General features: G+C 65.5%; 14 protein-coding genes and 1 tRNA gene. 8 read left to right on the top strand and 7 right to left on the bottom strand.

Going from position 1 to position 13,034, the window contains the following annotated elements; all coding sequences use genetic code 11:
* The first annotated feature begins 33 nt into the window (after positions 1–33).
* From MC45_RS19390 to MC45_RS15885, 6 genes are all read left to right on the top strand, one after another.
* A complete protein-coding gene (locus MC45_RS19390; RefSeq protein ID WP_156143858.1) occupies positions 34–738 on the top strand; it encodes a hypothetical protein in 705 nt (234 codons plus the stop codon).
* Between the two features lie 447 nt (positions 739–1,185).
* Positions 1,186–1,371, top strand: a complete 186-nt coding sequence (locus MC45_RS15900; RefSeq protein WP_156143857.1) for a helix-turn-helix transcriptional regulator — start codon at positions 1,186–1,188, stop codon at positions 1,369–1,371.
* Positions 1,372–1,481: 110 nt separating this feature from the next.
* On the top strand, positions 1,482–1,820 hold the full coding sequence (locus MC45_RS19385; RefSeq protein WP_156143856.1) for a hypothetical protein: 339 nt from the start codon (positions 1,482–1,484) through the stop codon (positions 1,818–1,820).
* A gap of 44 nt (positions 1,821–1,864) precedes the next feature.
* Complete coding sequence (locus MC45_RS19615; protein WP_169742555.1) at positions 1,865–2,167, top strand: hypothetical protein; 303 nt, start codon at positions 1,865–1,867, stop codon at positions 2,165–2,167.
* Complete coding sequence (locus tag MC45_RS18640) at positions 2,164–4,590, top strand: AAA family ATPase (RefSeq protein WP_052075713.1); 2,427 nt, start codon at positions 2,164–2,166, stop codon at positions 4,588–4,590. Before MC45_RS19615 ends, MC45_RS18640 begins: the two co-directional genes overlap by 4 nt.
* Positions 4,587–5,249: a hypothetical protein gene (locus tag MC45_RS15885; protein ID WP_156143855.1), complete on the top strand. Its 663-nt coding sequence runs from the start codon at positions 4,587–4,589 to the stop codon at positions 5,247–5,249. Before MC45_RS18640 ends, MC45_RS15885 begins: the two co-directional genes overlap by 4 nt.
* 28 nt (positions 5,250–5,277) lie before the next feature.
* Here the strand turns inward: MC45_RS15885 and MC45_RS15880 are convergent, their stop codons facing one another.
* From MC45_RS15880 to MC45_RS15865, 4 genes are all read right to left on the bottom strand, one after another.
* Positions 5,278–5,835, bottom strand: coding sequence for a hypothetical protein (locus MC45_RS15880; RefSeq protein ID WP_038665236.1), 558 nt, complete (start codon positions 5,833–5,835; stop codon positions 5,278–5,280).
* Complete coding sequence (locus MC45_RS15875) at positions 5,832–6,416, bottom strand: hypothetical protein (protein WP_038665233.1); 585 nt, start codon at positions 6,414–6,416, stop codon at positions 5,832–5,834. The genes MC45_RS15880 and MC45_RS15875 overlap by 4 nt, the downstream gene beginning before the upstream one ends.
* Positions 6,417–6,509: 93 nt before the next feature.
* Positions 6,510–7,334 (bottom strand): hypothetical protein, encoded by an 825-nt coding sequence (locus MC45_RS15870; protein WP_038665230.1) that lies wholly within the window; start codon positions 7,332–7,334, stop codon positions 6,510–6,512.
* Between the two features lie 216 nt (positions 7,335–7,550).
* Positions 7,551–7,640 (bottom strand) — tRNA-Ser (locus MC45_RS15865).
* Between the two features lie 162 nt (positions 7,641–7,802).
* On the opposite strand from MC45_RS15865, the gene MC45_RS15860 reads away from it, so the two are divergent.
* Entirely contained in the window at positions 7,803–8,552 is a 750-nt protein-coding gene (locus MC45_RS15860; protein WP_038665227.1) for a DUF1134 domain-containing protein, read from the top strand.
* A 19-nt stretch (positions 8,553–8,571) separates the two neighbouring features.
* On the opposite strand, the gene pyrC is transcribed toward MC45_RS15860, so the two are convergent.
* Positions 8,572–9,609 (bottom strand): dihydroorotase, encoded by a 1,038-nt coding sequence (pyrC, locus tag MC45_RS15855; protein WP_038665224.1) that lies wholly within the window; start codon positions 9,607–9,609, stop codon positions 8,572–8,574.
* Between the two features lie 70 nt (positions 9,610–9,679).
* Between pyrC and ygfZ the strand changes: the two genes are divergently transcribed.
* Positions 9,680–10,405, top strand: coding sequence for a CAF17-like 4Fe-4S cluster assembly/insertion protein YgfZ (gene ygfZ / locus MC45_RS15850; protein WP_038665221.1), 726 nt, complete (start codon positions 9,680–9,682; stop codon positions 10,403–10,405).
* Here ygfZ and MC45_RS15845 read toward each other — a convergent pair.
* Together MC45_RS15845 and MC45_RS15840 are read right to left on the bottom strand one after the other, a co-directional pair.
* Positions 10,384–11,685, bottom strand: coding sequence for a UDP-glucose dehydrogenase family protein (locus MC45_RS15845; protein ID WP_038665218.1), 1,302 nt, complete (start codon positions 11,683–11,685; stop codon positions 10,384–10,386). The two genes, ygfZ and MC45_RS15845, sit on opposite strands and share 22 nt — an antisense overlap.
* Positions 11,686–11,888: 203 nt before the next feature.
* Positions 11,889–13,007 carry an OmpA family protein gene (locus MC45_RS15840; RefSeq protein ID WP_038665215.1) on the bottom strand — a complete coding sequence of 373 codons (1,119 nt, stop codon included), beginning with the start codon at positions 13,005–13,007 and terminating at the stop codon, positions 11,889–11,891.
* Positions 13,008–13,034: the final 27 nt, after the last annotated feature.

Raw genomic sequence — 13,034 nt, 5'->3', positions numbered from 1 at the left:
GCTTTGCGGAAATAGCTCGCCCATGCCGACTGAATGACACGGCGAACGAAACCTATCAGGCCGAAAATCAACGTCAGTCCCCGAAAGCCAAATGCTACCGCCCTTGCGGTGGTGAGAGAGCGAGCAAGGGATAACAACCCGATTTGGGAGGCGCTTACAAAGCTCGCGGCCCCTGCCGCCGTGATGGTCTCTGCGACTTGTTACCTCTCGGGCTACTCTTACAAGTATGTCTTACTGCACAATTTCGGCTTTCGCCCTGGTTTAATTGACAGCTCGGTTCAGGATAATATTGCGTTCGGCTATCTACCGTTTGCTTTTCTCGTACTGGCGTTCCTAGGAGCATTGATCGGGCTTTGGCTGGTGCAGGAAATTGCTCGCATTGCTGGAAAATACCGGAGCGAGGAGCTGACGTGGAGCATTCGAATAAGAATGCGGCACCCCCTCAGCTCGTTAAATCTCGCACAATTTACAGGCGTGCTGCTGTCCGCTGGCATTATAGCCGGTGGCTCCACGGCAGAATGGGCAACCTATCGAATTGATACCGCTCTCTCCTCCCAGTGCATAAGTAATTGCTACCACTATCGCTTATCCATCGGTCAGATGACGGGGGTGATGGTGGCCCAGTCAAAGGAAGTCACCATCCTTGCCGGTCGCACAGATACTTACGTCGTTCCGACCTCCTCGGTGAAAAGCAGCCGGCCCGTGCGAGATCGCGCTTTTGGATGGCTGGAGCTTTAGGCAGCACGGTTGCGGGTCTGAGTGCTCACCAATGCCCAGCCTAAGGCGAAGGGCCGCCGCACATCGATCTTGACCAAGTATCGCCAGCAAGTGTGCGCTAGCGTCAGCATTCACGCCTGCCAATGATAGCCCGGCAGCAACGCTGGAGCGGAAAACTAGCGCAGGGCGGCGGCGCAAGCGGCAGGGCCAAGCGGCTTGGGCCTGTGCACGGCGTGACCAGCGCATGTCGCAACGCCGCCGCTCCTCTGATCCTGCCGCCACCGACGGGCGGTCCGAGCCTTGCCGATCGCGCGGCGGAGGAGCGGCGTCCTTGAGCCCGTTGGGCGGCGGTACGACCGCCATCGGCCCGGCGAACTCGCCTGCGTTCCTCCACGGTATCCATAAGGACCAATGGCGCAGCTAAGTTTCAGGTCTTGGGGCAATTCCGCCCCGGCGAAGGAAGTTACTATGCCTGCGTTCGACCCTGTCCTGGTCTCAGTCGAGACCGCCCGCGCCATGCTAGGCGGCGTCGGGAAGACGACCATCTATGCCATGCTATCCGCTGGCGATCTTGAAAGCGTGAAGCTCGGCAAGCGCCGGCTCATTCGCGCATCGAGCATCCACGCTATCGCCGGTCGTGCGGTGGCGGCGTGATCTGCGATGCCCGCCCGCCAAGGTCTCCGCGATTGCCCTGAACGCAAAACGGCCCCGCAGGGCTGGCACCCAGCGAGGCCGTAGATTGCTCTTCTCCGAAAGAAAGCACCATGACTAATACACCAAATATGACGGTTCAGCAAGCAAGCTTGTGCGCTGCCACCCTGACGCAAACCGTCCTTATCTTGTCCGACTTCACCCGCTTGGGCGCTTGGCTATGCTCTGAACTATGGGAAGACGGTCATCACAACGGCACTCACATCCGGTGGAACGCCGAGGGCGCCAGCCGTGTCACCGATCGGGAGCGCGCAAGGCTGCGGCTTCGCTTTGAAGAACTAGGCTTCGATGTTCCGCCCCTCGTTCTTGAAGAGGCACTGCTGCTTATGCCTTCAGCTCCGGAAGGCTTGGCTCCCGACGCCTTTCTGAACGCCCAGGGACGCCAAGCATGACCGCGCTCCTAGCGCCCGCCCCGAGCGACGCACGGACGCAGATCATGCGTGACCTCACGGCCGCGCTCGCCAATCCCGACGCAGACGAGCGTGTGGGGTTCGAGCTGTGGGACCGGGTCCGGCCGATCGCTGGATCGAGCCTCCGGTTGGCGACCCGCCTGATCCGCTTCGCTGGTCAGGATGCCGCGGCCCAGCTCGACAATGACCAACGCGCTCGTGCCGCGGTATGCATCGCGCGCGCCGGCTGGGCCGACCTTACCGCCGCCGAAATCGACCAATGCCTGCGCCGCGCCGTCGTGCGCGAAGTCGTGCGGGCGAAATCCAAAAGCAAAGGAGCGGCAGCATGAGTGCCCTCACACCCGATCGCGCCGCGATCCAGCAGTTCCTCGCCCAAGTCGGCGGAGAGGCTATCCAACTTGTCACGTTCCCGGCAGCCGGTGGCCCTTCTCAGACGCGCTGGTTTGGCGATGACGCCGCCGGCGCAGCCGTCTGGGCCGCCGAGCGCAACGTCGCCGGTGCCAACGTCTACTATTCCGTCAACGCAGTCCGTCCGGGCCTCAACAAGAAGGCGAGCAAGGAGGACGTGACCGCGATCCACTATGCCCAGGTCGACATCGATCCCCCCAAGGGTGAAGCCAACTTCGACAAGGCGGCGGCGGTGTCGAGGCTGCGCGACGCGGAGTTGCCGCCTCACGTCATCGTCGACAGCGGCGGCGGCGTGCAGGCGCTGTGGCGGGTGGATGGCCTCGACGCCCCGGCGGTGGAGGCCATCAATCGGTCGCTCATCGCCCAGTTCGGCGGCGACCCGGCGTGCTGGAACGTCGACCGCATCCTGCGTGTCGCCGGAACGATCAATCTGCCCAATGCGAAAAAGCGCAGCTCCGGCCGCGTTGCCGCCGCCGCCACCGTGCTGGGCGTCAGCGACGGCCGTACGACTCCTGCGGAGCTGACGGCGGCCTATGGAGCCACCCCGCCGCCCGAACACGCTGATAGGCCGGCTCCGGCGGCCCTGGCCGGCGGTCTGGCCTCGTTCGACGCCCTGGGCATCGGCGCGGCCGATCCACTCCGGCAGTTGCTTGCCAATCCGGCGGGCGACGACCGTTCGGCCGACACCTACGCCGCCGCGTGCGACATGCACCGTCGAGGCTTCACTGCCGATCAGATCGTCGCCGTTCTGCTCGACCCCGAGCTGCCGATCAGTGCACACTGCCTCGCCCAGGCAAACCCCGAGCGGGCGGCGCACAGGGCGGTCGAGCGCGCCCGAGCGGCTGTCGCGGCGGATGGCGACGGGTTCGAAGTGCTGGCCGAAGCACAGCGCGCGGCGGCGGCGATCAGCGCCATCCCGTTCGCATGGCCGGCGGCGCACAGCATCCCGCCGCGGCGATGGCTGTACGGTCGGCAGCTCCAGCGCGGCAACGTGGGCGCGATCGTCGCCCCCGGTGCCACCGGCAAGACCGCGCTGACCGTCGGCATGGCACTGGCGATGGCGAGCGGCAGGCCGCTGCTGGGCCATGAGGTGCATGGCGGGCCGAAGCGTGTGTGGCTCTGGAACCTGGAGGATGCGCGGGAAGAACTGAACCGCTCGATCATTGCTGCCGCGATGTACCACAACGTTGCGCCAGCCGATGCCAGTGGGCTGTTCGTCAACAGCGGCCTGACCGACGAGAGCCTGTGCACGGCCGTTGCCACGCGGCAGGGCTTCACCGTGCTCCAGCCGGTCTACAAGGCCCTGACTGATGAGATCATGGCACGCCGGATCGACTGCCTGATCGTCGACCCCTTTGTGAGCAGCCATGCCGTCAACGAGAATGACAATGGCGCGATCGACGCGGTGGCGAAGGAATGGGCGAAGGTGGCGGCGGCGGCCGACTGCGTGATCGTGCTCGTGCACCACACGTCCAAGGCAGCCGGCGCGGAGGTTACCGTCGACCGGGCGCGCGGTGCCAGCGCGCTGACCAACGCCGCGCGCTCGGTGACAGTGCTCAACCGCATGACGGACGACGAGTTCACCCGCTTCGGCCTGGGCATGAATGCCGAGCCCGGCGACGCGGGCGGCGCGCGGCGCTACTTCCGCACGTTCGACGACAAAGCCAACCGGGCACCGGCTGCCGATGGATCGGATTGGTATAGGATGGAAAGCGTCGACCTGCCCAACGGTGAGGGTGACGAGTGGATCGGCGACAGCGTCGGTGTCGCGACGCGCTACTACCCGCCGGCCGCTGGGGCAGCCGAGCCGCTGGCCCCGACCATGGCCGCTGACGTGCAGGCGATGATCGCCCAGGGCGAATGGCGCGAGAGCGACAAGGCCGAGCAGTGGGCGGGCGAAGCAGTTGCCCGGGCACTGGGGTTGGATGCCAGCGACAAGGGCCACCGCGTCCGCATCAAGGCTGTGCTGAAGGACCTGCTCGACGACGGCACGCTAGCGCGTGAAGAACGCCCCGACGCATCCAGACGTAAGCGGTGGTGGATCGTCGTCGGATCGGGGTCGCCAGCCCAACTCGCAAAATCTGCGAGTAGCCCAGAGGAGGTGCCTGCTCCAGTGCGTGCTCCAGTCGAAATCACTACTGGAGCACTGGAGCACGACGGCCCCCAGGCGGTGCTCCGCTCCAGTCAAATCCCTTTAGGGATTGACTGGAGTGGAGCGGAGCAGAACGGGGTCGGCAGGAGGCACAAAAGCACTGGAGCAAAGGAAGCAGCTGAAACGGTCGCCGCCGCCCCTGGGCAAATCTTTGCCGTGCCGGTGGTGAGCGACGGGAGCGAGTTCCTGTGAGCGCGCTTCACGACGTAGAAGGCCATGTCGCAGAAAACAACGACATGGCCGAAGATGGTTGGAGTGACGAGGAGTTCGCGCTCCAATCCATGGAAGGTCCGGCTCCGGCACTTGATGCATCCGACTTCGTTCGTGCTGTCCGCTTGCAGTCCGCGCCGGCGGAGGTCGCGACCTTCCCTCGTGTTCCGCCGCCCCCCGGCTGGGCACCGCCGCGCGCACCCTTCGACCGGTATGCGATCGACTGCCAGCCCGACGACCCGAACGACGTGGCCGGCTGGGCGCGCTGGCTACGGGCGCTGGATGAGCGTGGGTCCACCAGCTACCGCAAGTTTTGCTGGAGGCACGGCGAAGACCGCAAGATGCGGCGGGTGCTTCTCCGCCTCGCTACGTCCAGGGGGCTCCCCGCGGGTCTGTGCGCAGCGATGGGCCTGATCCCGCTCCGTCAGCAGTGCGGGGCCTGGGCGAGGCAGGCAGGCCGCCCCTGCCGCAACTATGCCGGCCCGAACGGCCGCTGCCGTTTCCACGGCGGCCGATCGCGTCCACCACGTGGCAATAAGAACGGGCAGAAGCATGGGCGCTACTCGATCGAGGCTCGGCGGGCCCGGTACGCCGAGAAGCAGCAGGAGGGCCATCAGCCGAGGCAGCCGGAGCCGCTCTGAGCGGCTTGGCCATCCGCTACCAGCAGCTCTACCTGGGCTGCCGCACGTAATACGCCATGGCATCTTTCTCCGGCGTATTGCCATTGAACACCGGATAGTAGGCATTGGCGGGCTCGGAAGCACAGATGAAACGGTGAACCGTTTCCTGGCTGGTGCCGGGTATCACGTCGGACAGAGCTTCGTTCTCTGTCTGCGTTGTTGGTAGGCCATCCGTTGCATAGGTCACGAGCGTTTTGATGCGCATCTGAGGCTCGTCGCCACACCGAACCTCTTCTAAGAACTTCGAGTGCTGCAAACGGATCGGCCGCTTACCGTCCACCACCTCGTAGACATCGACCCAAGCCCGAGCGAGACGACTGGGCGTAGCATCCTTGATCGTGTTTCGATCAACGTAGAAGCGGACCTGTTTCAAGCCGTCGTTTACAGTGCTGACGAAGAAGAAGTCCGTCTCAGCATTGCGGGCACGGACCTCGGCATCATGCGCCTCGGTAATTTCGTACATCGAGCGCTGGGCGTGCAGCGCCGACGCGGACCCGCCCAGAATGAGGAAAGCCCCGATGGAGGCGCGCAGAACGGTAACTCTCATTTTCCAAACACCACCTTGAGCAGCGACAGAACGGGCAGGGAGTGCCCCTTTGCTGGGTCCGCGAATGGCTCCGAGCCGTCGGTAAGCGTCATCTCGACCCGCCGCTCCAGCTTAGTGCAGTCAAACCCCGCCATGCTGGGCTTGTCTTTCCGCTCTCGGATGGCGAACACCTTCTTCAGCTTCTGGTCGACCCGGACGGAGTAACGTGCACAGGCCGGATCGTCGTTCTCGTAGCTGACCTGATCGACGCTCCACGTAGCGGGGTAGATCGAGAGGTCGGGTGAGTTCACGTACTGGTCGTTGATGCTGTAGCTGACCTCGTAACAGCGCCCCTCGTCACGACGGCACTCGATCCGCACGGCTCCTGGAACAAGCGCGCTACCGCCGTCGATCCGGTTCCAGCGCCCCTGGGCAACAGTCAGATCGCCCGTGCTGACTACCGTCGCGAGGGTAGCAGGATACGCTGGTGAGTTAGCCTGGATGACCGCAATCTCGCGCGCCCCCTCGAACAGGAGCAGCATGACGAAGAAGGCGACTTTCCACCAGTTCCACCGACGCCACCAAACCACCTCTTGATCCACCAGACATGCCCCTATCGATCTGATGAAGGCTAGGCGTCGTAGCCGGCTCGACGCAAGGGCGAGTCTCTGTAGGCACGGTCGAGTGGTACAGAGCTAGCCTATGAATTTAGCTAGGGCGGTAAGTAGCGCCATGATCTTACCTTCAAGAATCAGCCACGTAGGCACTCCCACGAAGGCAGCGGCGGCAGCCTTACCTACAGTCTTAGCAAACTCATCGGCGGCAGCATCAGCCTTGCCGCCGATCCATTTGGCGACCTTGCCGGCCAATCGTGCGATCGTTTGTCCAGCACTGCGCAACTTGCTAGTCGATGGCGTCGTACTCACAGCTTCCTGCTGAACGACGGCCAGTGCAGTTAGAGCTTCCGCCCGGTCAGCCTCCGAGATCGCGAACTCAAGGGGCGGCTGATTGTGGCCGATCCCAGCCACGCCTCCGTCGGTATCGCCATCGTCGTTGCCTGTGGGCACAGCTCTCAGAGCGCGCTCGGCATCCGCGACGGCGGCGAGAAGCTCAGCGGTCCTCCCCTGTCTGGTGTCGGAGATGGACGCAAATGACGAAAAGTCCGTCGAGCCATCCGTCTGGATCGCGAACCGCAGGTGCATGACGTTCAAAGACGGAGTAGCCGAGTAGCCGACCTCCAGCGGCTCTACCGCAGCGTAGAAGCCTGCCGAGTTCCGCAGCAAAGCAACTTGCCCGACCCCGAGTGTCTGGACACGTGATGTGAAATCGGCGGCGGCCACCACCCCAGGCGTGACCTGACTGATCCTATCGATCCCCTCTGCGACCGCGATGCCTTCGATCCCCGCAGGGTCATTGTAGAGGTAAGCCGATCCTCGACCTGCGCCGCTCCACTTCGTCTCGAATGCCCATGGCTCAACCCCGATAACAAACCGGCCGTCGAAGCTGGTGACATTAAACATTGCCTCGCCTGCCGGCCGCTCGTCCTTTGGTGGTTCAACCGCGTTTAGCTTCGGCATCGTATCCCCGCCTCTCAATCGCCCCGCGCAGCGTCAGCGCATCGCAATGCCGCGACCAAAGGTCCAGCTATGTTGCAATACGACTGTGGGGCTTAATGTGGGGCTCTGGCCGACGCAAAGCGAAAAACCGAGACCTTTCAACGGTTTGCGCTATGCCACTGGCGGAGACGGAGGGATTCGAACCCTCGGTACGGTTTCCCGTACGACGCTTTAGCAAAGCGTTGGTTTCAGCCACTCACCCACGTCTCCGGATGCGGCAGAGTGGGCGCTATAGCGGCGGTGGGCGGGCGGATCAACCGCGCTTGGTCGTGCGATCCGACGGAATTTCGCGGCATCCCGCCATTCGTTCATTGCCCGGCAAGCGCGACGATGGTTAACCTCGCGCGCATCGGGTTGTCCGAGGGGGTTGGCATGCGTGTGTTCGGGTTTTCCATGGCGGCGGCGAGCCTGCTGGCGGCGAGTGCGCCGGCGCAGATGACGACGATCGATCCCAATCGCGCGATCGACGGTGACCTCGCCACCTCCGCCCCGGCGCGTACGCCCGCCCAATCGGCGCCGCGACGCGCCGATCCGCCGGCCGCGCGAGACGACACCCCGCAGCCGGGCTTCGCCCCGTCCGCCCCGCCGGCCGCCGCGGTGCCGGAGGAGGCAAGGGTCGAAGCGGTCAATCGCGCCGCCGACACCTATCAGCGCGACGACCTGCTCGCCGCGGGCGAAGGCGTGTTCGGCAAGGGCGCGGCGGGGCTCGCCGGTCTGCTGGAGAAGGTGCTGAAGGAACAGGGCCAGCCCAACGCCTATATCGCCGGGCGCGAGGCTGCGGGCGCGTTTGTGGTAGGCTTACGCTACGGCTCGGGGATCATGAGCCACAAGGTCGAGGGCCAGCAGCCGGTCTATTGGACCGGCCCGTCGATCGGCTTCGACGCCGGCGGCGATGCCAACAAGGTGTTCGTGCTGGTCTACAATCTCTACGACACCGCGGATCTGTTCCACCGCTTTCCCGCGGCCGAGGGGCGGCTGTATTTCGTCGGTGGTTTCGCCGCGACCTATCTGCGCCGCGGCAATATCGTATTGATCCCGATCCGGCTCGGCGTCGGTTATCGCGCCGGTGTCAACGTCGGCTATATGAAGATCACGCGCAAGGCACGCTGGATGCCTTTCTGATCGGGCGGCGGCCGACGGCTCAGACGTCCAGCCGCCAGCCGATCGTCTCGCCGGCCATGAACGGCACGACCGCGGTCTCCCCGGTGCCGATCCGATCGGGGACGGTGACGGGCGCGCGGACCAGCGTCACCGTGCCGCCGTTGAGCGGCAGGCCATAGAAGCGCGCACCATGTTCGGCGGCGAAGCCTTCGAACCGGTCGAGCGCGCCCTCTTCGTCGAAGACGCGGAGATAGGCCTCCAGCGCATAAGGCGCGTTGAAGATGCCGGCGCAGCCGCATCCCGATTCCTTCGCGCCGACGACATGCGGCGCGCTGTCGGTGCCGAGGAAGAAGCGCGGGCTGCCCGAGACCGCCGCACGTCGCACCGCCAGCCGGTGCGATTCGCGCTTGGCGACGGGCAGGCAATAGGCGTGCGGGCGCAGGCCGCCGTCGAAGATCGCGTTGCGGTTGATCAGCAGATGCTGCGGCGTGATCGTCGCCGCGATCGGATGCGCCGCCTCGGCGACGAACGCCGCCGCCTCGGCGGTGGTGATATGTTCGAGCACGATCTTGAGCGCGGGATAGTCGCGGGTCAGCGGCGTCAGCACGCGCTCGACGAACACCGCCTCGCGATCGAAGATATCGATGCTGCGATCGGTGACCTCGCCATGGATCAACAGCGGCATGCCGATCCGCTGCAGCGTCTCGAGCACGGTCGTCAGCCGGCGGATGTCGGTGACGCCGTGGGCGGAATTGGTCGTCGCATGCGCAGGGTATAATTTGCACGCCGCGAACAGGCCGGCGGCATAGCCCTCCGCGATCATCCCGGCATCGGCGCCGTCGGTGAGATAGCAGGTCATCAGCGGCGTGAAGTCCGCCCCCTCGCCCAGCGCCGCCATGATCCGCTCGCGATACGCCGCCGCCGCCGCCAGATCGGTCACCGGCGGGGTCAGATTGGGCATGACGATCGCGCGCGCGAACTGACGCGCGGTGTGCTGCGCGACCGCGGTCAGCATCGCGCCGTCGCGGAGATGGACGTGCCAGTCGTCGGGGCGGCGGATGGTCAGGCGATCGGTCATGCCCCTCCCTATCGGCGACGGGCCGACGCCGCCAGCTTGATGACGCCCGATCGGACACTAGGTAAGACGGATGAACACCACCCTTTCCGATCGCGCGCTCGTCCGCCTCAGCGGGGACGACGTCCGCGGCTTTCTCCAGGGGCTGGTCACCAACGACGTGATCGGCGCGCTGCCGGTCTGGACCGCGCTCCTCACCCCGCAGGGCAAGGCGCTGTTCGACTTCATCGTCTGGGCGGATGGCGACGACCTGTTGCTCGACGCCGAAGCCGGGCAGGTCGATGCATTGATCCGGCGCCTCGGCCTCTACCGGCTACGCCGGGCGATCACGATCGCGCGTGACGATGGCCTCGCGGTCCATTGGTCGCGCGAACCCGGCCAGGGCGATCCCGATCCGCGCCTCGCGCACCTCGGCTGGCGCTGGATCGCGCCCGCCACCGCGGCGGCGACCGGCTGGCAGGCGCACCGCCTGTCGCTCGGCGTCGTCGAGGGCGTCGGCGAGCTCGGCAGCGGCGAGACCCTGTGGCTCGAATGCAACGCCCGCGAACTCAACGGCGTCAGCTTCACCAAGGGCTGCTATATCGGCCAGGAGAATACCGCGCGGATGCATCATCGCGCCAAGGTCAACCGCCGCCTGGTCGTCGCCCCGCTCGGTGAAGCGGGTGATCGCACCCGTGCGACCTATCCCGATCTCGGCCTGATGATCGAGCATCGCCGGGTCGAGGCAATCGGCGATGCGCTGCGCCCCGACTGGCTGGCCGTAGCGCTCGCCGAGGATCAGCGCCCGACCGCGGTATAGGCGAACCCCGCCCCTTCGACATCGTCGCGGCGATAGACGTTGCGCAGGTCGACCAGCACCGGCGCGGTCATGATCGACGCCAGCTTGGGCAGATCGAGCGCGCGGAACGCATCCCATTCGGTCACGATCACCACCGCATCCGCGCCGGCCGCCGCCTCATAGGCGTCCTTGCAATAGGTCAGCTCGGGCATCATCCGCCGCGCCGGCTCGATCCCCTCGGGATCATAGGCGCGTACCGTCACGCCGGCGTCGCGCAGCGCCTGTGCGATTGCGATCGACGGCGCGTCGCGCATGTCGTCGGTATTGGGTTTGAACGTCAGGCCGAGCAATGCGACCGTCTTGCCCTTCGGACTGTCGCCCAGGGCGTGCAGCACCTTGCGCCCCATCGCCCGCTTGCGGCTGTCGTTCACCTTGACCACCGCCTCGACGATATGGACCGGGCTTTCGAAATCCTCGGCGGTCTTGAGCAGCGCGAGCGTATCCTTGGGGAAGCACGACCCGCCATAACCGGGGCCGGCATGGAGGAACTTGGCGCCGATGCGATTGTCGAGGCCGATCCCGCGGCTGACGTCCTGGACGTTCGCGCCCACCGCCTCGCAGAGGTCGGCGATCTCGTTGATGAAGGTGATCTTGGTCGCGAGGAAGGCGTTCGCCGCATATTTGATCAGCTCGGACGTCCGCCGCCCGGTGAACAGGATCGGCGATTCGTTGAGATACAGCGGCCGATAGACGCCGCGCATCACCTTGCGCGCCGCCTCGTCGTCGGTGCCGATGACGATCCGGTCGGGGCGCTTGAAGTCGCCGATCGCGGCGCCTTCGCGCAGGAATTCGGGGTTGGAGACGACCGCGACCGCGACGTCGGGCCGCTTCTCGCGCAGGATCGCCTCGACCTTGTCGCCGGTGCCGACGGGCACGGTCGACTTGGTGACGACGACCGTCGGGCCGGTCACCGCCGCAGCGATCTCTTCGGTGGCCGCGAAGACATAGCTGAGATCGGCATGGCCGTCGCCGCGACGCGACGGCGTCCCCACCGCGATGAAGATCGCATCCACACCGGCCACCGAGGCCGCGAGATCGGTGGTGAAGGTCAACCGGCCGGCCGCGACGTTGGTCGCCACCAAGGCCTCCAGCCCCGGTTCGTAGATCGGCATCCGCCCCGCCTCGAGCGCGGCGATCTTGCCTTCGTCCTTGTCGACGCAGATCACGTCATGGCCAAAATCGGCGAAACAGGCCCCGGACACCAGGCCGACATAGCCCGAACCGATCATCGTGATGCGCATCGATTACCCTCTTGGCGAATGGGATGAACCCCGCCGCTCTCTAGCCGAACGCCCGCCGATTGCCAGTCTTCCCGCTGCTACGAACAGTCGTCCGCGCCCGGCCGTGAAGCAACGGCGTCGCGGTCGCCGCATCGCCGACATACAAAAAGGGAGGCCGGCTCGCGCCGACCTCCCGATTTGCATTCCTGCGGTAGGAGCTGGTCTTACTGACCGGCGCCCGGGCCGTAGGTGACTTCCACGCGACGATTCTGCACTTCGCGAACACCATCGGCGGTGTCGACGCGCGGACGGCTCTCACCGAACGCTTCCGTCGAGATGACACCGGCGGGGATGGCGTGCGACGTGAGATACGCCTTCACCGAGTCCGCGCGGCGCTGCGACAGGCCGACGTTGTACTTGGCCGAACCCGACTTATCGGCGTGGCCGGCCAGCATGACCTGCGCGTTACCGCAGCTCTGGTACTGGCTGACGGCGTTGTCGAGGATCGACGCGGCCTCAGGCGTAACGTCCGACTTGTCCCATTCGAAGAACACGATGAACGGACCAGGTGAGCAGACCGGAGCCTCTGCAACCGGCGCCGGGGGCGGCGGGGCGGGGGCGGCGGGGCGGCGGGGCGGCGGCGGCGGCGGGGTCGGCGAACCGAAGTTGTACGTCACGCCACCGAGGATGCTGTGCGAACGGAAACGGCCATCGAACTGACGGTTCGTCGCATCGACCAGCTTGACGTTGTCGGCGTTGAAGAAACGATACTTCAGCGTCGCGTCGATATGGTCGGTCAGCGGAGCGCGGACGCCGGCGAGACCCTGCCATGCGAACACGGTGTCGGAGTCGTCGACGAAGTTGCCGCGGTTGTTCAGGCCGTAGTTCGCCTTGACGCGAGCCACACCGACACCGCCGCCGACGAAGCCCTGGATGCCGTCGTCGTCGCCGAAGTCGAGCAGGCCGTTCAGCATGAAGCTGAGCGCCGAGGTCTTGCCACCGGCATAGTCATAGGTGCCCTGCGGAACCGAGACCAGCGCGCCGGTCGAGGTGTACGCCGGGGTGGTCAGCGTCGAGCTGTAGCCGTCGACGGTCGCCGAACGGTAGCCGACTTCGGTCTCGACGCGGAACCCGCCGAAATCGTAGCCGATGACGCCATCGACGTCATAGCCGTAATTGTGGTCGACCGTAGCCGCCTTGGAGGTTGCACCGATGTCATAATCGATGTCTTCGACGATCATCGCGCCGCCTTCGACGCCAACGTACCACGACTTGTCGCGGGCGAGGGCGGGAGTGGCGAGCGCGGTGGATGCCAGTGCCAGTACGACGGCAAGCTTCCGCATAGGAGTCCCCTTTCTTGAGTGTCACTA

This window comes from Sphingomonas taxi (assembly GCF_000764535.1).
GTDB classification, from domain to species: domain Bacteria; phylum Pseudomonadota; class Alphaproteobacteria; order Sphingomonadales; family Sphingomonadaceae; genus Sphingomonas; species Sphingomonas taxi.
This window is presented reverse-complemented; position numbering and strand designations above follow the sequence as displayed.

Bases quoted from the DNA above. Each gene is read 5' to 3' on its own strand.
- MC45_RS19390 (WP_156143858.1), top strand. From the start codon at position 34: ATGACACGGCGAACGAAACCTATCAGGCCGAAAATCAACGTCAGTCCC.
- MC45_RS15900 (WP_156143857.1), top strand. From the start codon at position 1,186: ATGCCTGCGTTCGACCCTGTCCTGGTCTCAGTCGAGACCGCCCGCGCC.
- MC45_RS19385 (WP_156143856.1), top strand. From the start codon at position 1,482: ATGACTAATACACCAAATATGACGGTTCAGCAAGCAAGCTTGTGCGCT.
- MC45_RS19615 (WP_169742555.1), top strand. From the start codon at position 1,865: ATGCGTGACCTCACGGCCGCGCTCGCCAATCCCGACGCAGACGAGCGT.
- MC45_RS18640 (WP_052075713.1), top strand. From the start codon at position 2,164: ATGAGTGCCCTCACACCCGATCGCGCCGCGATCCAGCAGTTCCTCGCC.
- MC45_RS15880 (WP_038665236.1), bottom strand. From the start codon at position 5,835: ATGAGAGTTACCGTTCTGCGCGCCTCCATCGGGGCTTTCCTCATTCTG.
- MC45_RS15870 (WP_038665230.1), bottom strand. From the start codon at position 7,334: ATGTTTAATGTCACCAGCTTCGACGGCCGGTTTGTTATCGGGGTTGAG.
- MC45_RS15860 (WP_038665227.1), top strand. From the start codon at position 7,803: ATGCGTGTGTTCGGGTTTTCCATGGCGGCGGCGAGCCTGCTGGCGGCG.
- pyrC (WP_038665224.1), bottom strand. From the start codon at position 9,609: ATGACCGATCGCCTGACCATCCGCCGCCCCGACGACTGGCACGTCCAT.
- ygfZ (WP_038665221.1), top strand. From the start codon at position 9,680: ATGAACACCACCCTTTCCGATCGCGCGCTCGTCCGCCTCAGCGGGGAC.
- MC45_RS15845 (WP_038665218.1), bottom strand. From the start codon at position 11,685: ATGCGCATCACGATGATCGGTTCGGGCTATGTCGGCCTGGTGTCCGGG.
- MC45_RS15840 (WP_038665215.1), bottom strand. From the start codon at position 13,007: ATGCGGAAGCTTGCCGTCGTACTGGCACTGGCATCCACCGCGCTCGCC.